The sequence below is a fragment of the Streptomyces sp. NPDC058457 genome (assembly GCF_042720695.1).
Taxonomy (GTDB): domain Bacteria; phylum Actinomycetota; class Actinomycetes; order Streptomycetales; family Streptomycetaceae; genus Streptomyces.
Genome location: NZ_JBHXLU010000012.1, coordinates 92,537 through 116,276 on the forward strand (window position 1 = coordinate 92,537; position 23,740 = coordinate 116,276).

A 23,740-nucleotide genomic window follows, 5' to 3' on the forward strand; every position below is an offset into this window, starting at 1 on the left:
TGACGGGACGTCTTGACGGGTGTGCGAGCCGTTAGTTAACTCACGACGTGATCTAAGCCATGAGTGAACTGTGAGAGCCCCGAGTGAACCAGAGAGTCGAGGGAAGGTCCATGCCAAGAGCCGCCCTGCTCGTCTCCACCGCCCTACTCGCAGCCCTGATCCCTTTGTCGGCCGCCAGCGCCGCCGACGACCCGGCCCCCACTCCCGTCGACCGCTTCGAGGGCGAGGTCCCGTTCGCCTCCCAGCCCGCCGAGGGCATCTTCACCTGGGGAAGCGACAGCGACGACCCGCCCGCACTCCAGTTCGCCGACCGCGCCGACGCCCCCGAGGGCGCCAAGGTCCTCGCGGGGACGTACGACATCAGCGGCTACGGCGGCTTCACCCACGACTACGCCGCAGCCGAGCCCGCCCACGACTGGTCCGCCCACAAGGGCATCCGCTTCTGGTGGGACGGCCAGGACAACGGCAAGAAGATCGCCTTCGAGATCAAGGACGGCGGCACCAACGGCGAGGCCTCCGAGCTGTGGACGACGTCCTTCACCGACGACTTCACCGGCTGGAAGCAGATCGAGATCCCGTTCACGGACTTCGTCTACCGGACCGACTACCAGCCCGTCGGCGGCATCGACCACGTCCTCGGCCTGACCCAGATGTGGGGCTACGCGGTCACCCTCCCCGTCGGGGTCAAGGGCCAGTTCGCCATGGACGACGTGGAGCTGTACGGCAAGGCCGACCAGGCCCTGCGGGCCTCCGTCACCACCGACGCGGCCGTCTACCCGGTCAAGGAGGGTGGCACGGCGACCGTGAAGGTCACCGTCGCGACCACCGGCTCCGCCCCCATCGACGACCCGGTCACCGTCGCCTACGCGACGTCCGGCGGGACCGCCGACGCCGGCAAGGACTACCAGGCGGTCTCCGGCACCCTCACCTTCCCGGCGGGCACGGCCTCCGGGGCCACGCAGACCATCAAGGTGCCGACGCTGAAGGACCGTTCGGCCGAGTCGGCGGAGACCATCCCGCTGAAGCTCACGGTCACCGGCGCCAAGGCCCCGGCCGAGACCCCGCAGGTGGTCATCGACGCCCATGGACTGCCGTACCTGGACAGCAAGTTGCCCGTGAAGAAGCGGGTCGCCGATCTCCTCTCCAGGATGTCCCTGGAGGAGAAGGTCGGCCAGATGACCCAGGCCGAACGCGGCGCGGTGGGGACCGGCGGTGACGTCTCCGCCTACGACCTCGGCTCGCTGCTCTCCGGCGGCGGCTCGACCCCCACGCCCAACACGGCCGCGGCGTGGGCGCAGATGATCGACTCCTTCCAGCTCCGGGCACAGGCCACCCGCTACCAGATCCCGCTGATCTACGGCGTCGACGCGGTGCACGGGCACAACAACCTGGCCGGCGCCACGATCATGCCGCACAACATCGGCATCGGCGCCACCCGCGACCCCGGGCTCGCCGAGAAGACCGGCGCGGTGACGGCCTCCGAGGTCCGCGCCACCGGCATCCCCTGGGACTTCGCGCCCTGCCTCTGCGTCAGCCGTGACGAACGCTGGGGCCGCTCCTACGAGTCCTTCGGCGAGGACCCGGCCCTGGTGAAGTCCATGGAGACCATCATCCAGGGCCTCCAGGGCCGCGCCGACGGACGCGACCTCAAGGACGACGACAAGGTCCTCGCCACCGCCAAGCACTTCGTCGGCGACGGCGGCACCGCCTACGGCTCGTCCACGACCGGGTCGTACACGATCGACCAGGGCGTCACCACGGTCACCCGGCAGCAGCTGGAGGCCGTCCACCTGGCACCGTTCCAGACCGCCGTGGACCGGGGCATCGGCACCGTCATGCCCTCCTACTCCTCGCTGGACATCGTCGGCGACGGCCAGGGCCCGGTGAAGATGCACGCCCGCGCCGACATGATCAACGGGGTGCTCAAGGGGCAGATGGGCTTCCAGGGCTTCGTGATCAGCGACTGGAACGCCATGGACCAGCTCCCCGGCGACTACGCCGCCCACGTGCGCACGGCCGTCAACGCGGGCGTCGACATGATGATGGTCCCGTACGGCTACAAGGACTTCACGGCGAGCCTGACCGACCAGGTCAAGGCGGGCACCGTCAGCGAGCAGCGCATCGACGACGCGGTCTCCCGCATCCTCACCCAGAAGTTCAAGCTGGGCCTCTTCGAGCACCCGTACGCCGACACCTCCGGCGCCGCGCAGATCGGCTCCGCCAAGCACCGGGCCGTGGCCCGGCAGGCGGCCGCCGAGTCGCAGGTGCTGCTGAAGAACTCCGACAGCGTCCTGCCCCTGAAGGAGTCGCAGAAGGTGTACGTCGCCGGGTCCAACGCCGACGACCTCGGCAACCAGACCGGCGGCTGGACCCTCACCTGGCAGGGCGCCTCCGGCACCCACACCACCGGCACCACCATCCTCCAGGGCATGAAGAACGCCGGGGGAGACGTCACCTACTCCAAGGACGCCTCGGCGCCGACGAGCGGCTACGACGTGGGGGTGGTCGTGGTCGGCGAGACCCCGTACGCCGAGGGCGTCGGAGACGTCGGCAACGGAAACGACCTGGCACTGACCCCGGCCGACCAGGCCGCCGTGGACAAGGTGTGCGCGGCCATGAAGTGCGCGGTGCTGATCGTCTCCGGGCGCCCGCAGCTGATCGGCGACCGGCTCGGCGAGATCGACTCCCTGGTGGCGTCCTGGCTGCCGGGCACCGAGGGCGACGGCGTGGCCGACGTCCTCTACGGAAAGAAGGCCTTCACCGGGCAGCTCCCGGTCACCTGGCCGAAGTCCGAGACGCAGCTGCCGATCAACGTGGGCGACGCGTCGTACGACCCGCAGTACCCCTACGGCTGGGGTCTGACCACCCTGACCAAGGCTCCCAAGGGCGGCGAGGCCACCCTGAAGTCGCTCGGCGTGGCGGCCGGGGCGGCTGAACGGGCGGGCGCCGACGCGGCCGGCCGGAAGCTGGTCGCCAGGGCGCGGCTGCTGGTCCAGGCGAAGATCGGGCAGTCCATCACGGCCGCCGTCTCCAAGCCCTTCGCCGACGCGGACCACCTGCTGCTGACCGGCAAGTACGCGGCGGCGGTGGAGAAGCTGACGGAGGCGTACCGGGCAGCGTAGGAGGACCGCGCTCCTCGGGGGGCTTCGGGGTAGTTTCGAAGCATGAAGGCGGTGCGACGGACCACCCGAAGCCTCCCGGGGCTGCTGTTCCTGGCGTTCGCGCTGGCGCTGGTCGCCCTGACCGCGTCCGCCCCGCGGGCGACCGCGGTCACCGGCGTCTCGGCGATCGCGGACGCCCTCCGCAAGAACCCGGTGTACGTCGACCCGGCGGCCGCGGCCCAGCTCCCCACGGCCGACGCCGACAGGCTGGCCCGGCAGATCAAGGACGCGAACAAGCCCTTGTTCATCGCCGTCCTGCCATCCGACTACCCCACCCAGAACCTCTTCACGAACCTGCGCACCGCCACCGGCATCACCGGCCTCTACGCGATCCGCCTCGGCGACCGCTTCGACGCCCGCGCCGACTCGTCGGTGCTGTCCCGGACGGCCGTGCAGAACCTGGTCACCAGCGTCCAGGGCGAGAGCGCCAAGACCCAGCTGACCGACTTCACCGACCGCGCCCTGACCAACATGGGCGGCAAAGCGCCCTCGTCCTGGGGCGGCGGCAGCACGGGCGGCTCGGGAGTCTCCAGTACGGCGCTGATCGCGATCGGAGCCGTGGTGGTGGCGGGCGGGGCGGGCGGGTACGCCCTGGTCCGCCGCAACCGCCGGCGCCACGAGGAGGAGCAGCGGGCGGCTCTGGACCGGCTCCGGGTGGTCGTCGACGAGGACATCACCGCGTTCGGCGAGGAACTGGACCGCCTCGACTTCCACCCGGCCGAGCCGGGCGCCGACGACGCGATGCGCGCCGACTACGAGCGCGCGCTGAACGCCTACGACCAGGCGAAGTCCGCCATGGCCGGCGCCCGCAGACCGGAGGACGTCCGCGGGGTCACCCAGGCACTGGAGGACGGCCGCTTCTCGCTCGCCCAGCTGGCCGCCCGCCGCGAGCGCCGCCCGCTCCCGGAGCGCCGCCCGCCCTGCTTCTTCGACCCCCGGCACGGCCCCTCGGTCACGGACGCCACCTGGACCCCGCCCGGCGGCGCGCCCCGTGAGGTCCCGGTCTGCGCGGCCGACGCCACCCGCCTGGCCGACGGCCGCGACCCGGTGGTCCGCGAGGTCGACACCGGCCAGGGCCGCCGCCCCTACTGGGACGCGGGCCCGGCCTACGGCCCCTGGGCGGGCGGCTACTTCGGCGGCGGCATCCTCCCCGGCCTCCTCCTCGGCACCGCCCTGGGCGGCTGGATGTCCGCGCCCGCCTACGCGGCCGACTACGGCACCGGATACGGCGACTTCGGCGCCGGCGGCTACCAGGGCGGCGACGTGTCGGGCGCGGACTTCGACCCCGGGGACTTCGGGGACTTCGGCGGAGGCGGCGACTTCGGCGGCGGGGGCGGGGACGGCGGGGACTTCGGCGGCGGTTTCTGAGCCGCGCCGGCTACGCCAGGTCCCCCAGCCGCTCCAGCACACCGGCGGCGAGCAGCAGCACCCCGCGTTCGGTCTCGCCCAACGTCCCGAACGCCTCGGCCAGCCAGGCGTCCCGCTGGGCCATGTCGGCCTCCAGCGCGCCCCGCCCCGCCCCGGTCAGGCTCAGCACGGACTGCCGCCGGTCGGACGGGTCCGGTGCCCGTCCGACCAGCCCCTCCGCCTCCAGCTCCGCGAAGACCCGGGTCAGCGACTGCGGCCGCTGCCGCTCGGCCGCCGCGACCTCGCCGGGCGTGGACGGCCCGTGCCGGTACAGATGGCCGAGCACCGTCAGCTGATTGGCACTGAGGCTCCCGTCTCCGCGCTCCTGCCGCAGCCGACGGTTGAACCGGAGGACGGCACGGCGGATACGGGCTGCTTCGGCGAGGTGTTCCATAAGCCAGATCGTACGCGATTACTTACTATCTACTGCTTGATTGCCCGTACCATCGGCCATGTGACCGCCAAACTCATACGCAACGCGTACGAAGCCGGGCTGACGATGACTGCCGTTCTGCTCTCCTGGGGAGCCGCGCTGGTGCTGGAGGGGGCTGCCGGGCTGCACACCGACGTGCTGGTCCTCGCGGTCGCCCTGACCCTGACCCTCGCCTCCAGCCAGCGCACCGCCGACACCCGCCGACGGCTGACGGCGCTGGTGCTGCTGCCCGTGACCGCCGCCGCCTCGATCTTCGTCGGGCGGCTGCTCGCCTCGCACTACGCGGCGGGCGCGGCCGTCTACACGGCCGGGATGGCACTGGCCATCTGGATCCGCCGCTACGGCCCGGCCGCCACCAAGGCGGGCACGCTGCTGGCCCTCCCCCTGGTGGCCCTGCTGGTGGTCCCCGGTCCCGCACTGCCGGCCGCGGCGCAGAACGGCCTTGTGACCTGGGGCTGGTCCGCGCTGATCGGGTTCATGGCGTGCTGCTCGGTGTGGCTGGTACAGGCCCTGGGCGACCGCTACGGCCCCCGGCACGCGACCCCGACCCCCGACGCGCCCCCACGCCGCTCCCGCCTCCACCCACGCCCGAGCACCCGCATGGCCCTGCAGATGGCGGCGGCCATGGCAACCGCCTTCGTACTGGGCCGTTTCCTCTTCGGCAACCACTGGCCGTGGGCCGTCCTGACCGCGTACGTCGCAGCGAGCGGCAACCGGGGCCGGACCGACGTCCTGCGCAAGGGGATCGAACGCCTGGCCGGGGCGTGCGTGGGCACACTCCTGGCGACGGCGGTGGCGGAGGCGGGCGTCACGGGCCGCCTCTCGGTGGTCCTGATGTTCGCCGTCCTGGCCGTCGCCCTGTGGCTGCGCCCCCTCAACTACGCCTACTGGGCGGCCGGCATGACCACGGCCCTCTCCCTCCTCCTCGGCTACTTCGGCCAGAACGCGGAATCCCTGCTGCCGACCCGCCTGGCGGCCATCGCGGTGGGTGCGGTCCTCGCGGTGGCCTCGGCGTGGTGGCTGCTGCCGGTGCCGCACAGAAGGGCGACGGCACGCCCCGAGGCACGGCAGCGGCCCGACCGGTTGAGCCGAAGCGCGACAGCTGTCACCGAGGCAGCCTTGTTGTCACCAGAACTCCGGGATGGGGCACGCGGGGACCAACCCGGGTGAGGGTGGCGGCCCCCGGTTTTCGGACCGAGGGCCGTCGGACGGATTTCAGTTGGGCGGGTCGAGGGAGAACACCGAACGGACCCCCGGCGCTGGGGCTATGCGTTCATTGATGCCCCACAAGCGGCCGGATGAGGGGGCCCAGGAGAGGTTCTGGATGAGCGGAGGGCCGTACGTGAGCACGTGCGGCGCGCTGCCGGGCTTCGCCCAGTGGATGCAGTACGGAAGGTCGGCGGTCGCCTGGTCGTTGGGGTCCCGGTCCGCGTATTCCGGGCAGGTGCCGCTGAAGTAGAAGTATGTGCCGTCGGTCGCCGCTCCCTGCACCCCCCAGACCGGGGTCCGGTAGCCGGCTGTGGCGTGGACGGTGCCCTCGTAATTGGTCGTGCCGTCCGTGTCGAGCAGCGTGTCTGCGGCGTTCAGCGGCCAGCGCACGACCGGGGCACCGCCTGCCGAACGGCGGAACTCGGACGTGATGAGCCCGTCGGTACCGGTGCGGTCGAGGCTGAGGGAGGTCATGCACGGGTCGAGGTCCGTGCAGGGATCGCCCTTGGTTCCGTTGTCGTAGAAACCGATCATGGGCAGGGCCCAGTTGTGCCAGCGGGCGGAGGACTTGCCGTCGCTGATCCCGACGGACTCGCGCGTGTTGTCCGACATCTGCCACAGGTGGCGCAGGTCGTAGACCTGGATCTGGTGTCCGCTCGCCACGAACAGCCTGTTGCCGTACCAGGCGATACCGTCGGCGTGACCGGCGAACGGGCTGCCGGCGGCGCCCACGGCCTGGAAGTTCCCTGTGGTCTGGGTCTCCATATAGGGATCGACCAGCATGATGTGGTTGTAGATCGTGTGGTCTCCGCCGTCGTTGTCCACGACGGAGATCCGGGCGAACTCGTCGCTGCCGGTGTTCCTGCTGTGCCAGGACGCGATGTAGACGTACTTGCCGAGCCACTTGCCGTCGGGCTGGGCGTCATGCGATCCGGTGATGCCCTGGGGCACCCAGCCGCCGGTGGTGTCGTCCGCCTGCTCCCAGCAGAAGCCGTCGACGCGGTAGGACGTGTTGAGGTTCTGGTTGCCGTGGCACAGGTACGGGCGGCCGCTGTGCCCGTTCCCGCTGAGCAGGGGCGCCAGCGAGTCGTACGCAGTCACCTTGCCGCTCGCCTCGACGGCGTCGATGGCGCGCCAGCGAGACGCGAAGTCCCCGGCTGTGAGGGTCATCCTGCCGGGGTCGGATATCGGGTCCAGGGTGCTGGCCGCCGCGGCCGGCTGTGCTCTCGCCAGCATGAGCAGGAGTAATCCCAGGGTGAGTCCGACCGACAGGTGAATCCTGAGTGTCCGCTGTGCGATTGGTATGTGCATGGCAGTGAAGAGTAGCCAGGCCGTGCGGCCGACAATGCTGCGGGCCCGGGTGTTCCCTGAGTCCGAGCGGCGGTTCACCTGCACGACGCAGGCGGGTCTGGGCCGGGACTCGGAGCGCCTGGATGCCACGCCGCGCCGGAGCCTTCGGACTTACTCGTCCCCCGGCCGGTCGCTTCGGCCGTGACCGCGAAGATCGAGGGCATACGCCCGTCGACTCTGGGCTATGGCGGGCATAACCGCCTTCCGGTCGGTGGCATCCTCGCCCAGCGCCTTGGGTCCTCAGCCGCACAGTCGGGCGACGGTCACTTGGCCGTATGCCCGAGGAAGGCGGTCCAGGTGGCGGGCCGAACACAGCGCGGGAGTAGTCCCTGGTCTGCAGCAGCCCGGGTGCAACCTGGGTCTCGTACGACAGGATGCCGACCGCCTCCTGCTCGTGGTCGACCAGCCCCTGCGCGAACTGAACAATCCGCTCCCGCACCGGCATCTTCGTTACCAGGACGGCCAACGCCCCGCCCGTTCCAAGCAGTTCGTCGAACTGGTCCGCCCGATCCGGCTGAAGGGCAAGCCGCCCCTGCTCGACGGAGCCCACTGTGTCGACGTGCAGGTTCGCGAGCTCGGCGAACCGCTCCTGCGTGAGCCGCGCCTGTTTCCGGTAGTGGGCGACGAGTGCACCGACCGCGTGCCACGAACCGACCTTCTTGGGCTTCCTCGCCACGTGCATGGCACGCGACTTCACGCGCACGGCCCTGGCCGGCTGGGGGGTCGGCCCGCGAGCGGACGACGTACTGCTCTGCGTGAGCGAACTGACCACCAACGCGGTGCTCCACGGAGTGCCCCCGGGCCGGGGCTTCCGCCTCCGGCTGGCCCTGCACCCCGACGGAGTCCTCCGCACCGAGGTCCACGACAGCGGCCCGGGTGAACTCCGCTTCGGTGACATGTCTCCGGAGTCGGAACACGGCCGGGGCCTGCTGATCGTCACCCTGCTCGCGGACAAATGGGGGGTGGGGGAGCGGGAGCCGGGGAAGGTGGTGTGGTGCGAGTTCGGTCTCTGCCGGTGATTACCCGATCAAGCTGCGGATCCGCGTGGCCTCCGCATCGTTGCCGGCGCGCTCGTACGCCTCGGCGGCTCCCGCAGCGGCCTCTAGGGCTGCCGCGTCATCGCCCAGGTTCTTGTGGTCGGTCGCGATGCCCAGCAGGGCCTGTCCCACTCCGAGCCAGTCGTTGCGTGCCTCATAGAGGGTATGGGCGCACCGATGTGCTGCCAGTGCTTCTGAGAAGTGTCCAAGTTGCAGGAGCGAGTGGCCGATGTGGAGGGAGGCTCTCGCCTCACCGCCACGATCCCCCAGCGAGATGCTGGTCTGCTGCAAGTACACTCCTATGGCGAGTGCTGATTCGAATTGCTCAAATTCGTACAGGATTTCCGCTGCAGGGAACCACACTGCGACTTGGCCGTGCACATTGCCGAGTTCGCCGTACAGGGCTGCCGCCTTCAGGAATTGCTCCAAGGCTTCCTCGGCGCGATCCGCCTTTTGCAGTGCGGCACCCAGGTAGGCGCGAGCGGCCGCCTCTCCGACCTTGTGGCCGATGGCGACGTGGATGTCGAGGGCTCCGACAAGGGCCTCTTGCGCCTCATCCCATCGTCCCAGCTGTATAAGCGTGGCGCAGTAGTTGACCCGGGCATTGGCTTCCATGCGTCGATCGCCCAACGCTGCGTAGACGTGGAGGCTTCGTTTGTGGGCTTGGACGGCTTCGGCGAACCGTTCCAGCCCGACCAGAGTGCTCCCGATGATGTCCCACGCTCCGGCCTCCTGGCCCGGTTCGTTCAACGCGGCGAAAGCACGCTGGGCGCGGTAAAGGTACTCAAGCGCTTCTTCGCCTCGGCCCAGACCTCGTAGGCATGCTCCCAACGCGTTGCACGCTTGGGCGATCCACTCGTCCCTGTTCAGGGCAAGCGCGGCGGCATGGGCGGCCTGAGCCGCTTCGAGTCCGTCGGAGAAGTAGTACCACTGGATAAGGTATCCACAGAGGTTGAGAGCCAGGGACATGGCTCGTCCCGACTCGTCGGGATCGTCGGCGGAGGTCCAGGACACGGCACTGAGGAGTGACTGACGCTCCTGGGAGAGCCATTGCAGTGCGAGCTGGTCGCTGCCCGAGAAAACGTCGGGGATCTCGCCATAGGACACCTGCCGTATGCACTGGTCGGCGGCCAGCACGTAGGTGTCGTACAGGCCGAGGAGTCGTCGTCGAGCCCCGGCTGCCTCATGCCGGAGTTCAGGATCTTCAGCCGAAAGGCTGTGGGCGTACAAGTGCACCAGGTCGTGCATCCGGACGTAACTGCCCGGGGGATCCACGGTGACGAGAGATGCGGCTGCCAGATCGTCCAGCAAGAGCGCCACGTCGTTCGGGGCCAGGTCCGCGAGCGCCGCGGCCGTTGCCTGCCAGATGTGAGGAGTGGGCGCCTGCCCCAACAGGCGGAAAATCCTTGCGAGTTCGGGATCCAGGTGCTGGTACATGACGTCGAAGACCGGATGCAAGGTGAGCTCCCGCCGGTACTGGTCCACACCGTCGAACCGCAGCGCCCGCACCCGGTCGGCCGCGTCTCGCAGCTCGGCGGTCAGCGTGACGATCGGGCGTTGTCCGCGGCGTCGTAACAGCGCTACGGCGATCAGCAGGGCGAGTGGCAGGCGCCCGCAGAGTTCGGTCAGTTCGCGTGCCGCGTCGGGCTCCTCCAGGACGCGGTGGTCGTCGGGATCGCGCCCGCGCAGTGACCGGTCGAGGAGGAGGCAGGCGGCGTCAGGAGTCAGGGCATCGATGGTGAACTGCCGTACCAGGAGGGAGTCCTGCACGTCCCTTGAAGTGATGAGGACGCGATGTCCGGTGCCCTCACCTGGCAGGAGAGGCGTGATGTGTGCCGGGTCCTTGGCGTTGTCGAGGATGATCAGCACCGGTTCGCGCGCCGCGAGTTCGCGCCGGTACCGTGCATACAGGTCATCGGCCGGTACCGGCAGCGTGTCGGCGTCGTGCACACCGAGTTGTCGGAGCAGCGACAGCACCGCGCCATCGGCCGTGCCCGGCGTTTCGTCGTACCCGTGAAGGTCGACGAAAAGCGCTCCCCCGGGGAACCACTTCTGATCCCGCGCCACATGCGAGACGTGCATCGCGAGAGCCGTCTTGCCGACGCCGGGCAGCCCGGAGACGGCGGAGACAGTCGTATGGCCACTCGTACAGGTCGGATCGAGCACGTTCAGCAGTTGCTGAGTCTCCTCGTCCCGCCCGGTGAAGACAGCGGGCGCGCCCAACAGGTTGGACACCCCGCCCGACGACGGGGCGGTCGCCGCGCCTACACCGGTGACCGGACCGTGGAAGACACCGCCCCTGAAGTCGAAGTAGTCCCCGTCACCCATCGGTCCGCCCCCGTCCCTTCGACCGTGTGACCCAGGCCATTCTGGTCCCATGCCTGATCCGACGTGACTTCCTCGATGAGGCCTCGTTAAGGGAAGCGTACTTCCGGGAAATGTACTTCCCTAAACCTTTGCCGCCAGGGAGCCCCCATGCCCCGCCGCCCTCTCCCCCACCTCCCGAAACCCCCCGACATGTTCGCCCGCGACTGGGAGTGGAGTGAGCTCACCGCCTTCGCGGCCGACGAGGGGCCTGAGGCCACCATGGCTGTCGTCTCCGGGCGGCGCCGCCAGGGAAAGTCCTTCCTCCTCGACTCGCTCGCCCGGGCCGCCGGAGGCTTCTACTTCTGTGCGTACGAGGCGACGGAGGCCGAGTCGCTGCGCCGCTTCGGTGAGGAACTCGGCCAGTACAGCGGGAGCATCGCGCCCATGCGGTTCGAGCGCTGGGAACACGCCGTCGACGCGCTTCTCGCCCTGGGCAAGGAGCGGCCACTGCCCGTCGTCATCGACGAGTTCCCGTACCTGGCCAGAGCGACCCCCGCACTGCCCTCGATCGTCCAGGTGGCGTACGGCCCGCGGCGGCCGGAGCGACTCGACTCCCGTACCCGCCTCCTTCTCTGCGGAAGCTCCCTCTCCTTCATGGGCAAGCTGCTCAGCGGCACTTCGCCGCTTCGCGGCCGCGCCGGTCTCGAACTCGTCGTCCATCCGCTCGACTTCCGCCAGGCCGCCGCTTTCTGGGGCATCGACGACCACCGGCTCGCGCTCCTCGTCCACAGCGTCGTCGGCGGAACTCCCGCCTATCGCAAGGAGTTCGTGCGCGACGACACCCCTGTCGACCTGGCCGACTTCGACGCCTGGGTCTGTCGTACCGCGCTCTCGCCCCGCTCTCCGCTCTACCGTGAAGCCCGCTACCTCCTGGCGGACGAGTCCGACCTACGGGACCGGGCCCTGTATCACTCCGTCCTCGCGGCGCTCGCGACCGGCAACGCCACGGCGGGGCGGATCGCCGGCTGCCTGGAGCGGCCCACCAGCGACATCACCCATCCCCTCACGGTCCTCCAGGACTGCGGGCTGGTACGCCGGGAGACGGACGCCTTCCGCAGGAATCGCAGCGTCTACCGCGTCGGCGAACCGCTCATCGCCTTTGACCATGCCATCTCCCGGCCCAAACTCCCCTTGCTGGACCGGGGCTTGGCGGAACAGGTCTGGGAGAGCTCTCGTTCCCGGTTCCTCTCCGCCGTCGTGGGACCGCACTTCGAACAGATCTGTCGCGAATGGGTCGCCCACTTCGCCGCTCCGGAGACTTTCGGAGGTATGCCGATCGATGTCTCGTACGGGACCGTCCCGGACCAGGCGGAGCGCACCGGATACGAGATCGACGTGGTCGTCCGAGGGGCTGTGGGCCAGGACAGCGGAGTCCTACTGTCCCTGGGCGAGGCCAAGTGGGATCAGGTCATGGGTCCGGGGCACCTGGAACGGCTGCGTCACGCCGCCAGGCTGCTGGCCGGACGCGGAGTCGACACGTCCGCGGTCCGGCTCGCCTGCTACAGCGGAGCCGGGTTCACCGACGACCTCCGGGCCGCGGCGGACCGAGGAGAGGTGGTGCTGGTCGACCTGGCGCGCCTCTACGAGGGGGAGTGAGCGAGGACCTGGATCTAGACTCGAAGGACTGTCATGAGGGGGGGGGACCCCACCCCAGGAGGACGCGATGGTGCGGCAGACGAGGCTGGTCGGGGAGTCCGAGGAGTATCTCGGTGCCCGTGAGGAGCTGCGGCTGGCCGAGATCGAGCTGATGCGGCGCCGGGAGGAGGTCGCGGCGCTGCGGCGGGCGCTCCCGCAGGGGCCGGCCGTCGACGACTACGTCTTCCTGGAGGGGCCCGGCGACCTCGACGCCGGGGACACCCCGGTTCGCGAGGTCGCGTTGAGCGAGCTGTTCTCCGGACCCGAACGGCCGCTGATCGTCTATCACTTCATGTACGGCAAGCTCCAGACCGGCGCCTGCCCGATGTGCACGATGTGGATCGACGGCTACAACGGCATCGCCCACCACGTGGCCCGGAACGCGGACTTCGTCATCGCCGCGGCCGCCGACCTGCCCGCCCTCCGCCAGTACGCCCGCGATCGCGGCTGGCACCGGCTGCGGCTGCTCAGCTGTGGTAACAGCACGTTCAAGTACGACCTGGGCAGTGAGGACAAGGACGGCGCGCAGGACTCCACGGTCTCTGTCTTCACCCGTGCGGGCGACGGCACCGTCCGGCACACCTACTCCGCCCATCCGCGCATGGCCGACGACATCCAGGAGCGCGGTATCGACCTGCTGGCGTCCGTCTGGCACCTCCTCGACCTCACCCCGCGGGGGCGCGGCGACTGGTACCCGACCATCGACTACTAGGGCACGCGCAGGACGCCCGGACATGGCCGAGTGCCGCCCTCAGGGGAGTGGAGGGCGGCGCTCAGCGGGCGTGATCGGGGCCGGCGGTCCGGCGCCGCGGGCTCACGCGTTCTTGATCGCCGAGATGTCGAAGTTCAGCTTGATCTTGTCGGAGACGAGGACGCCACCGGTCTCCAGCGCCGCGTTCCAGGTGACGCCCCAGTCGGAGCGCTTGATCTCGGCCTTGCCCTCGAAGCCGACGCGCTCGTTGCCGAACGGGTCCTTGGCGGCGCCGTTGAACTCCAGGTCGATGGTGACCGGCCGGGTGACGCCGAGGATCGTGAGGTCGCCGGTGATGCGGTAGTCCTCGCCGCCGAGGGCCTCCGCCTCGGTGGAGCGGAAGGTCATCGTCGGGAACTCGTCGATCTTGAAGAAGTCCGCCGACTTCAGGTGACCGTCACGGTCGGGGCTGCCGGTGGTGATGCTGTCCATCTTGATGTCGAGCGAGGCCGTGGACTTCGACGGGTTCTCGCCGTCCAGGTGCAGGGTGCCCTCGAACTCCTGGAAGCTGCCCTTGACGTTCGTGACCATCGCGTGGCGGGCCACGAAGCCGAGCGTGGTGTGCGCCGGGTCGACCGTGTAGTCGCCGGTCAGCGCGGCCGTGTCGGCGCCGGTGCCGGCGGCGGTCGTTTCGTCGTTCTTGCGGCCGAAGATGCCCATGAGGTGCTCCTTGGGGGACGGGTCGCGGCTTCGAAGCGGTGGATGCGGAAGGCGCGGACTTGATGTTTAACGTTCAACGAACTCAACGAGAGACACCGTAGACCTATTCCATTCAACCTTCAACATCATCGACACGCGTGTCGCATTCATTACTCAACGTAACGTCGCGCCGCCCGAAACGGGCGACGGGACCCGCTGGAGGGGGCGGCTAGGCTCTGTGTGGGTGAACCGCCGTCCGGAGTCCTGTGTCACTCCGCGGGTGGTACGGGCTGTCGGGGAATGTGAGGCGCGTCTCAGCCGGGGCCTTTGTGGTACCCCTACAACGGCGGGGCCCCCTGAGCAGTCGGAACGGCTGCATGCCGCTCTGGTTCTGTTCAGTGGTTCCAGGAAAACGCGTCGGAGACTGTACGGAGTCGACGTCTCGCATTCCTTGGTGTCCTTCGTAAGGTCGCTACATGACCGTTTTGGAAGAGACGACGGGCGAGCCCACCGGCGAGCCGACGGACGCGCGCGGGCGGGTCGCCGAGCTGCACGAGATCCGTGCGGCGGCCGTGGCGGGACCCAGCGAGAAGGCGACCGAGGCACAGCGCGCCAAGGGCAAGCTGACGGCCCGGGAGCGCATCGAGCTGCTCCTGGACCCGGGTTCCTTCCAGGAGGTCGAGCAGCTGCGCCGGCACCGCGCGGTCGGCTTCGGCCTGGAGGCCAAGAAGCCGTACACCGATGGTGTCATCACCGGCTGGGGCACGGTCGAGGGCCGTACCGTCTTCGTCTACGCCCATGACTTCCGGATCTTCGGCGGCGCACTGGGCGAGGCCCACGCCACCAAGATCCACAAGATCATGGACATGGCCATCGCGGCCGGCGCCCCGCTGGTGTCGCTGAACGACGGCGCCGGCGCCCGCATTCAGGAGGGTGTCTCCGCCCTCGCCGGCTACGGCGGCATCTTCCAGCGCAACACGAAGGCGTCGGGTGTCATCCCGCAGATCTCCGTGATGCTCGGCCCGTGCGCGGGCGGCGCGGCCTACAGCCCCGCCCTCACCGACTTCGTCTTCATGGTCCGCGAGACCTCGCAGATGTTCATCACGGGACCGGACGTCGTCAAGGCGGTCACCGGCGAGGAGATCACCCAGAACGGGCTCGGCGGCGCCGACGTCCACGCGGAGACCTCCGGCGTCTGCCACTTCGCGTACGACGACGAGGAGACCTGCATCGCGGAGGTCCGCTACCTCCTCTCCCTCCTCCCGCAGAACAACCGCGAGAACCCGCCGCGCGTCGAGTCCACGGACCCGATCGACCGCCGCAGCGACACGCTCCTCGACCTGGTCCCGGCCGACGGCAACCGGCCTTACGACATGGCCAAGGTCATCGAGGAGATCGTCGACGACGGCGAGTACCTGGAGGTCCACGAGCGCTGGGCGCGGAACATCATCTGCGCGCTGGCCCGGATCGACGGCCAGGTGGTGGGCATCGTCGCCAACCAGCCGCAGGTGCTGGCGGGCGTCCTGGACATCGAGGCGAGCGAAAAAGCTGCGCGCTTTGTTCAGATGTGTGACGCTTTCAATGTTCCGATCGTCACATTCCTGGACGTACCGGGCTTCCTCCCCGGTGTCGACCAGGAGCACGGCGGGATCATCCGCCACGGCGCGAAGCTCCTCTACGCCTACTGCAACGCGACCGTGCCCCGGATCTCCCTGATCCTGCGCAAGGCGTACGGAGGTGCCTACATCGTCATGGACTCCCAGTCGATCGGCGCCGACCTCACGTACGCCTGGCCGACCAACGAGATCGCGGTCATGGGCGCCGAGGGTGCCGCCAACGTGATCTTCCGCCGGCAGATCGCCTCGGCCGAGGACCCCGAGGCCATGCGGGCCCGCATGGTCAAGGAGTACAAGTCCGAGCTGATGCACCCCTACTACGCGGCCGAGCGCGGCCTGGTCGACGACGTCATCGACCCGGCCGAGACCCGTGAGGTACTGGCCAAGTCCCTGGCGATGCTGCACACCAAGCACGCCGACCTGCCGTCCCGTAAGCACGGCAACCCCCCGCAGTAATCCTGCGGAAACCTCTCTCACGGAGACTGACACCCATGAACGTGCCTGACATCCGCGTCGAGAAGGGCAACGCCGACCCGGAGGAAGTCGCCGCCATCACGGCGGTCCTCCTGGCCCGCGCGGCCGCCCGGCCGACCGCCGACACCGAGCAGACCCACCGAGGCCGCGCCAAGGCAGGCTGGCGCCGCCTGGAGCGCGAGAACGGCTTCCGCGCCCCGCACAGCTGGCACTGAGCCCGTAGTACGGCGCTTTGGTGCGACGACTGTCGGCCCCGTCACCCTTTCGGGTGGCGGGGCCGACGGCGTGTACGGCCGTCAGCAGCTGCCGCCGGCGTTGTCGCAGGCGGTCTGGGCCACCGCCTGCACCAGGGCCTGCTCGGCCTGCTCCAGCCACCACGGCGTGTCGTTCTGCAGGTCCACCGCCTGGCCGAACGCCTCGTCCATCCAGTTGGGCTCCGGACCGTCGTCACTGGCCGTGCAGCTGGAGACATGCTCGTTGTCGTTCTGTGCCACGCTGGCCAGTGCCTGGGCGAAGGCGCTGGAGGAGTCGTAGAACGACTGCTCCATCTGGGTGAACGCCTTGTCCACGCGCGGACTGCTGGGCGTCGCGGTCGCGGGGTCCACGCCCGAGTTCTGCAGCTCGCCCGCCCAGCGCTGGCTGTTGTTGCTGATCCAGCCCTTCATGAACTCCTTGAACGCGTCCTCGCCCGACGTCGCCAGCCAGCACGACCGCACGGTGTCGCCGCCGATGGGCGCACCCGCGGAAGTCCCGGATCCCTGCGAGCAGTCGGACGTCCCGGTGCCGCCGAGGCCGACGGTGCCGGTCCCCGGGTTCACGACGGTGCCCGTGCCCGGCGCGCAGACCACCGCGTCGGCGACGGAGCCGATCTTCGTGGCGGAGGAGTGCCGGCCGGCGAGCTCGGGCAGGGCGCCGGAGGTCCTGAGGCCGACGCCCGTGCCGACGATCACCGTGGCGGTGAGGAGGGCGGCGGTGACGCGCAGGGAGGGGCGCCTGGGCAGGAAGGACAGGCGCCGGGACAGGTAGTCGAACATGGTTTCTCCTTGGGTTGTCAGTACCAGTGGTGGGTCTGCCAGAAGGCCCAGGCGGCGCAGGCGCTGCCGTACCGGGCGGTGACGTAGGAGCGCATCCAGCGCAGCTGGGTGGCGGGATCCGTACGCCAGTCACCGCCGTAGCGGGCCATCTTCGAACCGGGCACGGCCTGCGCGAGGCCGTAGGCGCCGGACGTGGGATTGGTGGCGGTGGTACGCCAGCCGGACTCGCGGGTGATGATCTCGGCGGCGCAGCCGTACTGACCGCCGAAGACGGCGACCGCGGCGTGGCGTGCCGAGCCGCCCGAAGGCGCCGCCGCGGAGGCCGGTGTCGCGGTGGTGCGGGCGGCCTGCGTGCCGGCCGGGGCGTGGACGCGGACGTACGCGTCGACCGCGGCCGCGGCCGGCAGGGGCGCGTACCGGACCCGGGTGCCGGTGTGGGCGGCCTCGATGACCCGGCCGCCGCCCGCGTACAGCAGGACGTGGCCGAAGGAGTAGGTGAAGACCAGGTCCCCCGGCCGGAGTTCGGCCCGGCTCGTACGGGATCCGGTGCGGGCCTGGGCGGCGGCCGTGCGCGGCAGCCGGACACCGGCCGCGTTCCAGGCGGCTTGGACCAGCCCCGAGCAGTCGTAGCCGCCGTTCCCGGTGCCGCCCCAGCGGTACGGGGTGCCGAGCCGGCCGCGGGCGAACGCCACCGCGACGCTGCCCGCCGGGTCCCGGGCCGGGGCCGGGGTGGTGTGCGCCGTCGACCGGTGACCGCTCCCGGCGCCGGACGCGGGGATCGTCAGGCGGTCGCCGGCCCGGATCAGGGTGGAGGTGCCCAGGCGGTTGGCGCGTTGCAGGGCGGCGACCGTGGTGCCGTACCGGTGGGCCAGGCCCCAGAGGGTGTCTCCCGGGCGCAACAGGACGGTACGGGCGGCTGCCCGGGCGGGGGAGTGCCGTCTCGCGGCCGGGCGCGGAGCGGGTCCGGCGGTGTCAGGGGAGGCGGTGGGCGCGTGCGGGCCGTGCGCAGTCGTGGCGGTGCCGTGCGCCGCCGCGGAGGCGCCGGTCAGCGAGAGGACGAGAGCCAGGAGGACGGCGAGGAACGGGACGCGGGTCAGGCGGACGGCGGTCATGGCGGGGTCTCCCGGAGAGCGGGGGGAAAGAGGCGATGACTCCACTTCACGGCCCGGCGAATTGACGCACCAGCAGCTTTTGTTGACCGATTGACGGCGAACGGGGCCCGGTGCGGCAGCCGATGTCCGGAGTCAACCGATCAACAAACAGCGCTGGTTGAGCGGCGAGCCCATGCGTGGACTGGAAGCAGGACACCGAGACGAAGAGAGGTCCCCATGCAGAGCTCGCATCTGCCGCCCGCGTTCCGCAGAGCCGTCGCGTACGGCGCCGGAGCCCTGGCGGCGGTACTGACCGGAGCGGCGCTGTACGCGCTGCCCGGACCGGCAGACGCCCCGTACCAGGCCCGGATCGCCGACGCGGCCGCCTCGTCGGTACCGTCCGCAGGCTCGGCGACACCGGCCGGCGACTCGCCGACACCGTCCACCGGCTCCGGCACGGCGTCGGCGCCCTGCGGCACGTCGTCGGCGCCGACGCCGGGAACGCCCTCGGCCGGCCCCCTGACCAGCCCGGACATCGAACCGGCCACGCCCTCCGCCTCCGCCACGCCCTCCGGCGTCACCTCCGCCACGCCCTCCGGCGTCACCTCCGCCACGCCCTCCGGCGTCACCTCCGCCACGCCCTCCGCGACGACGTCGGCCGCTCCCTCCTTCCGCGGCGTCTACGCCTTCAGCGGCGGCAACACCTCGGACCTCGCCACCGACCCGGACGTGGCCGGACGGTCGCTCGTCTACTACTGGGCCCAACTGGAGCCGCGGCAGGGCCAGTACTGCTGGAACCTCATCGACCAGGACATGAAGCCCTGGGTGGCCGCGGGCAAGAAGGTCGTGCTGCGGGTGTCCGCGGCCGGCTGGGCGAAGTGGGACACCGCCGCCGACTCCGCGCACGGCACCCCGGCCTGGGTCTACGCCCAGGGCGTGAAGTCGGTGACCGAGCAGGACGGCGCGGTCATGCCGGAGTACTGGAACCAGACCTTCGAGAGCGACCTCGACACGTTTCTGGCCGCCTTCGCCGCCCGCTACGACGGCGACGCGGCCGTCTCCGCCGTGGACATCTCCCTCGGCGTCGGCGGGGAGAGCAAGGCCGACAGCGAGAAGAACCCGGACCTGCTCTCGCTGTGGCAGGCCGTCGGCTACACCGACGAGCTGTGGTGGGGGTACGCCCAGCACACCATCGGTACGTACACGAACGTCTTCCACCGCACCCCGCTGGCGCTGATGCCGGACAAGACGTTCATCGGGGGCAGCGACGGCTACGACGAGAACAAGATCGTGAACTATGCGGTGGCCAAGGGGATCTGGCTCCAGGACAACGGCGTCGTCCCCGGCCGTACCCTGTCCGCGCCGTGGGGACGGACGCCCGTCATCGCCGAGATGCGCGGCGCGACGGGTGACACCGGCGACAACCTGGCCGACGACCTGCGGGCCGCCGTGGCCGAACACCCCGTCCTCATCCTCGTGTTCACCAGTGACATCACCGACGCCAACCGCGCCGTCCTGCACCAGGTCGCCACGACCGCCGGCACCGGCGGCTGACCGCCCGTCATGGCCGGATCACGACGGCTACCGCACCGGCCGAGCACTAATATGACCGGGCGGTGGTACCCGTGGGGCTGAGGGGCGGCGCGATGGGCAGACGGGAAGCTGCGGTTCCGGACGGTCCGTTGAAGGACTTCGCCGAGGGGCTGCGTGAGCTGCGGGCGCAGGCACCCGGCTCGCCGACCTACCGGGAACTGGCGGCCCGCGCCCGCTACTCGTCCTCCGCCCTGTCGGACGCCGCGTCCGGACGCCGGCTGCCCTCGTGGGAGGTCACCGCCGCGTTCGTGACCGCCTGCGGCGGTGACGTGCGGCGCTGGCAGGACCGGTGGCGAGAACTGGACACCCGGCTGCGCAGCGGCCACGCCCCGGAGCTCCTGGCCGCCGCCGCTGCGACGGACGTTTTTACGACAGACGCCCCGGAACCCGGACCGGAGCTCGCGGCCCCCGTCCTCGCCTCCGCCTCCGCCCCCGCCCCGCCCGTCACCCCCCTCTCCCCCTCCGACCCCGCGAAGGCGGGCCCTTACCGCCTTCTCCGGCGTCTCGGGGCTGGTTCGATGGGCGTGGTGTACCTGGGGGTGTCCCGGGCCGGGCGGCCGGTCGCCGTGAAGGTGGTGCGGGCGGACCTGGCCGAGGACCCGCACTTCCGGGAGCGGTTCACCGCGGAGGTGGCGGCGGCCCGCCGGGTGTCGGGGCCCTACACCGCGGCCGTGCTGGAGGCCGACACGAAGGCCGAACGGCCCTGGCTGGCCACCGAGTACCTGCCCGGACCGACCGTGGCGGAGGCCGTGGGGTCCGCCGGCGCGCTGCCCGCCGCGGTCGTGCTGGGCCTGGCCGCCGGCATCGCCGAGGCCCTGGCCGCCATCCACGGCGCCGGTGTGCTGCACCGCGACCTGACGCCCGGCAACGTCGTCCTGGACGACGACGGCCCCAAGGTCGTCGACTTCGGGGTGGCCCGCGCCGCGGACGCCGCCCGGCTGACCCGGACCGGTGTCCGCGTGGGCACGGTGCCGTTCATGGCGCCCGAGCAGGCCGACGGGCGGGCGGTCACCGCGGCCTCCGACGTGTTCGCCCTGGGCTGTGTGCTCGCCTACGCGGCCACCGGCGTGCCGCCGTTCGGCGACGGCACCAGTGGTGAGGTGCTGTACCGCATCGCGCACGCCGATCCCGACCCGGCCGCCCTCGACTGCGGTGACGACCGGCTGCGGGAGCTGATCGGGCGTTGCCTGGACAAGGATCCCGGGCGCCGCCCGACGCCCGAGGAGATCGTCGCGCTGTGCGGCGCCGACCGCCCGGAGGAGCTGGCCTGGCTGCCCACGGCCGCCGCCGCCCGGCTGGCCGCCCGACGGAAGGAGGTCGACGACACCCTCGCCAGGGCCGCCACCCGCCGTACCGTGGTCCGCGTCCGGCTCACTGCCGTACCCCTCGTCCTCGCCACCGGCATCGCCGTCGCCGTGGCCCTGACCGTCGGCCGCTCCGGGACCTCCACGCTCACCACCACCCCACCGGAGACCGGCGGCCCCACGGCCTCGGCCTCGGCCGCCGCGAGCCCGCCCGGCACGCCGTCACCCGGCGCCCGGCACTCGGCCACTCCCGGCCGCTCGGCCTCCGGGGCCGACCTTTCGGGCCAGGGCGCCGCCGGTACGCGGACGACGTCGCCCTCCCCGAGCGCCCCGGGCGTCGCCACCAGCCAGACCCCGACGGTCACCTGGACCGGCTACGCGGGCACCCACTGTGCCTCCCCCGGTGCGGCGGAGACCAGCTTCTACGCCAAGGACGGCGAGTGGAAGCAGACCACGGGCGGCGCCTACCTTCACGGCTGCGACGCGGCCGAGTACATCAACCTCTACAACGACAACGACGACGGCTGGACCGCCAACGCCGACTGGGTCTTCACCCCCGGCACCGAGGTCGACGCGTGCAGCTTCCGCATCCACGTGGCGACGGGCACCTGGGCCACCACGGCCCACTACAAGGTCTACGACGTGGACAGCACCGTCGACGGCCAGGCCGACTACAAGTACGCCTTCACCTTCGACCAGCACACCTACGACGCGGGCGGCTGGTACACCACCCGCACCTATTCCTTCCACACCGGCACCATCGACCTGACCCTGACCAACACGGGCCCCGCGGGTGGCCGGGGAGTGGTCGCCGACATGGTGACGGCAACCTGCTCCTGACAAAAACCGAGGGCCCCTTCAAAGAAGGGGCCCAGCAACGCGCCCCCGAAGGGGCGCGGGACTCAATCCATGTGCGGCTCCGCCGCGTGGGCGCGACAAGCCACGAACCACCCGCAGTCGGCGTACGACCAGCCGTGGCAGCCCAACAGCCGAACCTAACGGAGCCGAGCCATCAGGGCGTGCTCCACGAGGGTGATCAGCGCCGACTTCGCGTCCGCGCGGTGGCGGGCGTCGGTCGTGATGATCGGCGTGTCCGGGCCGATCTGCAGGGCCTCGCGGACCTCTTCGGGGTTGTAGGGCTGGCTGCCGTCGAAGCCGTTGAGGGCGACGACGAACGGCAGGCCCGAGTTCTCGAAGTAGTCGACCGCGGGGAAGCAGTCGGCGAGGCGGCGGGTGTCGACAAGGACGATCGCGCCGATCGCGCCTCGTACCAGGTCGTCCCACATGAACCAGAAGCGGTCCTGACCGGGGGTGCCGAACAGGTACAGGATCAGGTCCTGGTCCAGGGTGATACGGCCGAAGTCCATGGCGACCGTGGTGGTCGTCTTGTCCCCGGTATGGGTGAGGTCGTCGATGCCGGCAGACGCGGACGTCATCACGGCCTCTGTGCGCAGCGGGTTGATCTCCGAGACGGCACCGACGAACGTGGTCTTGCCCACGCCGAAGCCGCCCGCCACCACGATCTTCGCGGAGGTGGTGGAGCGGGAAGGACCGCCGCTAGAGCTTGCGAAGTCCACTGAGCACCCTTTCGAGCAGTGTCACGTCTGGCTGGCCACCGGCGTTCTCGTCGCCGCCGGGCTGATGGATGGCGACCAGGCCCGCCTCCGCCAAGTCGGCGACGAGGATCCTGGCCACGCCGAGAGGGATCGACAGCAGGGCCGAGACTTCGGCCACCGACTTGATCTCCCGGCAGAGGTTGCAGATCCGCTGATGCTCGGGCAGCTGGCCCTGCATCTGGTGCGGCTGCGCGGTGGTGTGCACCAGTGCCTCGATGGCGAGCTGGTACCGCGGGCGGGTCCGGCCACCGGTCATGGCGTACGGACGCACCAGGGGGTTGTTGGACCCCGAGGCCGGCGCCGGCTCGGGGCGGCGCTGCGGCTGTACCGGCTGGATGCGCGGCGCCGGCGGCTGGTCGTACGGCGAGGGACCGGGGCCCTGCGGTGCGTACGGCTGCCGGTGGCTCGGCGAGGAGGGGAAGTTGTACCGGTTCCCGGAACCGTCGCCCTGGCCCTGCGCAGGCCCGTACGACCAGTTGCCGTTATTAGAACCGCCTGGGGGTGTTGCCACTTTCTCTCCTCCTCCGACCGTGCACCGGGCACCCATCCTTGTGGAGCCGCGTCCCGAAACCTTACGGCCCCGGGACACCAAAACGCACCGCCTGACTGTTAGTTGAGAAGGCTTCCTTGGAGTTCCTGGCGCAGATCCGGGGTAAGTACCGTGCCTGCGCGGTCCACCAAAAGGGCCATCTCGTACCCAATCAGACCGATGTCGGCCTCCGGGTGGGCCAGGACCGCCAGCGATGATCCATCGGAAACGGACATGATGAACAGGAATCCCCGCTCCATCTCCACAACCGTCTGATTCACGCTGCCACCCTCGAAGATCCGGGAGGCGCCTGCCGTCAGGGACGTCAGACCGGAAGCAACGGCCGCGAGCTGGTCGGCGCGGTCGCGGGGGAAGCCTTCGGACATCGCCAGAAGGAGTCCGTCGGCGGAGACCACCACCGTGTGGGACACCCCCGGGGTGTTGTCCACGAAGTTGGTGATCAACCAGTTCAGGTTCTGTGCCGCCTGGCTCAT

At 70.5% G+C, this 23,740-nt stretch carries 19 protein-coding genes and 1 pseudogene; 10 read left to right on the top strand and 10 right to left on the bottom strand.

The features are described from left to right. The first annotated feature begins 110 nt into the window (after positions 1-110). Both ACFWPS_RS13085 and ACFWPS_RS13090 read left to right on the top strand, forming a co-directional pair. On the top strand, positions 111-3,122 hold the full coding sequence (locus tag ACFWPS_RS13085; RefSeq protein WP_383704212.1) for a glycoside hydrolase family 3 N-terminal domain-containing protein: 3,012 nt from the start codon (positions 111-113) through the stop codon (positions 3,120-3,122). A gap of 42 nt (positions 3,123-3,164) precedes the next feature. Beyond that, positions 3,165-4,529, top strand: a complete 1,365-nt coding sequence (locus ACFWPS_RS13090) for a hypothetical protein (RefSeq protein ID WP_383704214.1) — start codon at positions 3,165-3,167, stop codon at positions 4,527-4,529. Between the two features lie 10 nt (positions 4,530-4,539). On the opposite strand, the gene ACFWPS_RS13095 is transcribed toward ACFWPS_RS13090, so the two are convergent. Then, positions 4,540-4,962 (bottom strand): MarR family winged helix-turn-helix transcriptional regulator, encoded by a 423-nt coding sequence (locus tag ACFWPS_RS13095; RefSeq protein WP_383704216.1) that lies wholly within the window; start codon positions 4,960-4,962, stop codon positions 4,540-4,542. A 60-nt stretch (positions 4,963-5,022) separates the two neighbouring features. On the opposite strand from ACFWPS_RS13095, the gene ACFWPS_RS13100 reads away from it, so the two are divergent. Further along, positions 5,023-6,171 carry an FUSC family protein gene (locus ACFWPS_RS13100; protein WP_383704218.1) on the top strand — a complete coding sequence of 383 codons (1,149 nt, stop codon included), beginning with the start codon at positions 5,023-5,025 and terminating at the stop codon, positions 6,169-6,171. A 45-nt stretch (positions 6,172-6,216) separates the two neighbouring features. Here the strand turns inward: ACFWPS_RS13100 and ACFWPS_RS13105 are convergent, their stop codons facing one another. Together ACFWPS_RS13105 and ACFWPS_RS13110 are read right to left on the bottom strand one after the other, a co-directional pair. Next, a complete protein-coding gene (locus ACFWPS_RS13105) occupies positions 6,217-7,521 on the bottom strand; it encodes a hypothetical protein (protein ID WP_383704322.1) in 1,305 nt (434 codons plus the stop codon). Between the two features lie 286 nt (positions 7,522-7,807). Further along, a pseudogene (locus ACFWPS_RS13110) lies at positions 7,808-8,242 on the bottom strand (Scr1 family TA system antitoxin-like transcriptional regulator); the annotation flags it as partial. Between ACFWPS_RS13110 and ACFWPS_RS13115 the strand changes: the two are divergent. Then, positions 8,241-8,579: an ATP-binding protein gene (locus tag ACFWPS_RS13115; RefSeq protein ID WP_383704220.1), complete on the top strand. Its 339-nt coding sequence runs from the start codon at positions 8,241-8,243 to the stop codon at positions 8,577-8,579. The pseudogene ACFWPS_RS13110 and the gene ACFWPS_RS13115 overlap by 2 nt on opposite strands. On the opposite strand, the gene ACFWPS_RS13120 is transcribed toward ACFWPS_RS13115, so the two are convergent. Next, positions 8,580-10,925, bottom strand: a complete 2,346-nt coding sequence (locus ACFWPS_RS13120) for a tetratricopeptide repeat protein (RefSeq protein WP_383704222.1) — start codon at positions 10,923-10,925, stop codon at positions 8,580-8,582. It abuts the gene before it with no gap. Positions 10,926-11,072: 147 nt separating this feature from the next. Here ACFWPS_RS13120 and ACFWPS_RS13125 point away from each other — a divergent pair, with 147 nt between their 5' ends. Next, on the top strand, positions 11,073-12,560 hold the full coding sequence (locus ACFWPS_RS13125) for an ATP-binding protein (RefSeq protein WP_383704224.1): 1,488 nt from the start codon (positions 11,073-11,075) through the stop codon (positions 12,558-12,560). 67 nt (positions 12,561-12,627) lie between these two features. Then, positions 12,628-13,311 (top strand): DUF899 family protein, encoded by a 684-nt coding sequence (locus ACFWPS_RS13130; protein WP_383704226.1) that lies wholly within the window; start codon positions 12,628-12,630, stop codon positions 13,309-13,311. A gap of 102 nt (positions 13,312-13,413) precedes the next feature. Here the strand turns inward: ACFWPS_RS13130 and ACFWPS_RS13135 are convergent, their stop codons facing one another. Further along, positions 13,414-14,010: a YceI family protein gene (locus ACFWPS_RS13135; RefSeq protein ID WP_383704228.1), complete on the bottom strand. Its 597-nt coding sequence runs from the start codon at positions 14,008-14,010 to the stop codon at positions 13,414-13,416. Between the two features lie 455 nt (positions 14,011-14,465). Here ACFWPS_RS13135 and ACFWPS_RS13140 point away from each other — a divergent pair, with 455 nt between their 5' ends. Continuing rightward, positions 14,466-16,061, top strand: a complete 1,596-nt coding sequence (locus tag ACFWPS_RS13140) for an acyl-CoA carboxylase subunit beta (RefSeq protein WP_383704230.1) — start codon at positions 14,466-14,468, stop codon at positions 16,059-16,061. Between the two features lie 35 nt (positions 16,062-16,096). After that, the gene (locus ACFWPS_RS13145; protein ID WP_089098553.1) at positions 16,097-16,294 is read left to right on the top strand and encodes an acyl-CoA carboxylase subunit epsilon; all 198 of its coding nucleotides are present in this window, start codon (positions 16,097-16,099) and stop codon (positions 16,292-16,294) included. Between the two features lie 81 nt (positions 16,295-16,375). Here the strand turns inward: ACFWPS_RS13145 and ACFWPS_RS13150 are convergent, their stop codons facing one another. Both ACFWPS_RS13150 and ACFWPS_RS13155 read right to left on the bottom strand, forming a co-directional pair. Next, a complete protein-coding gene (locus ACFWPS_RS13150; protein ID WP_383704233.1) occupies positions 16,376-17,113 on the bottom strand; it encodes a hypothetical protein in 738 nt (245 codons plus the stop codon). A gap of 17 nt (positions 17,114-17,130) precedes the next feature. Then, positions 17,131-18,225, bottom strand: coding sequence for an NlpC/P60 family protein (locus ACFWPS_RS13155; RefSeq protein WP_383704235.1), 1,095 nt, complete (start codon positions 18,223-18,225; stop codon positions 17,131-17,133). A gap of 216 nt (positions 18,226-18,441) precedes the next feature. Here ACFWPS_RS13155 and ACFWPS_RS13160 point away from each other — a divergent pair, with 216 nt between their 5' ends. Both ACFWPS_RS13160 and ACFWPS_RS13165 read left to right on the top strand, forming a co-directional pair. After that, on the top strand, positions 18,442-19,758 hold the full coding sequence (locus tag ACFWPS_RS13160; RefSeq protein WP_383704237.1) for a hypothetical protein: 1,317 nt from the start codon (positions 18,442-18,444) through the stop codon (positions 19,756-19,758). A gap of 92 nt (positions 19,759-19,850) precedes the next feature. Further along, entirely contained in the window at positions 19,851-21,941 is a 2,091-nt protein-coding gene (locus ACFWPS_RS13165) for a protein kinase (RefSeq protein WP_383704239.1), read from the top strand. A gap of 155 nt (positions 21,942-22,096) precedes the next feature. On the opposite strand, the gene ACFWPS_RS13170 is transcribed toward ACFWPS_RS13165, so the two are convergent. The 3 genes from ACFWPS_RS13170 to ACFWPS_RS13180 all read right to left on the bottom strand — a co-directional run bounded on the left by ACFWPS_RS13170 (position 22,097) and on the right by ACFWPS_RS13180 (position 23,740). Next, positions 22,097-22,678 (bottom strand): ATP/GTP-binding protein, encoded by a 582-nt coding sequence (locus ACFWPS_RS13170; RefSeq protein ID WP_123973912.1) that lies wholly within the window; start codon positions 22,676-22,678, stop codon positions 22,097-22,099. Then, positions 22,659-23,228 carry a DUF742 domain-containing protein gene (locus ACFWPS_RS13175; protein ID WP_383704241.1) on the bottom strand — a complete coding sequence of 190 codons (570 nt, stop codon included), beginning with the start codon at positions 23,226-23,228 and terminating at the stop codon, positions 22,659-22,661. The genes ACFWPS_RS13170 and ACFWPS_RS13175 overlap by 20 nt, the downstream gene beginning before the upstream one ends. Before the next feature lie 98 nt (positions 23,229-23,326). After that, the gene (locus ACFWPS_RS13180) at positions 23,327-23,740 is read right to left on the bottom strand and encodes a roadblock/LC7 domain-containing protein (protein ID WP_093825739.1); all 414 of its coding nucleotides are present in this window, start codon (positions 23,738-23,740) and stop codon (positions 23,327-23,329) included.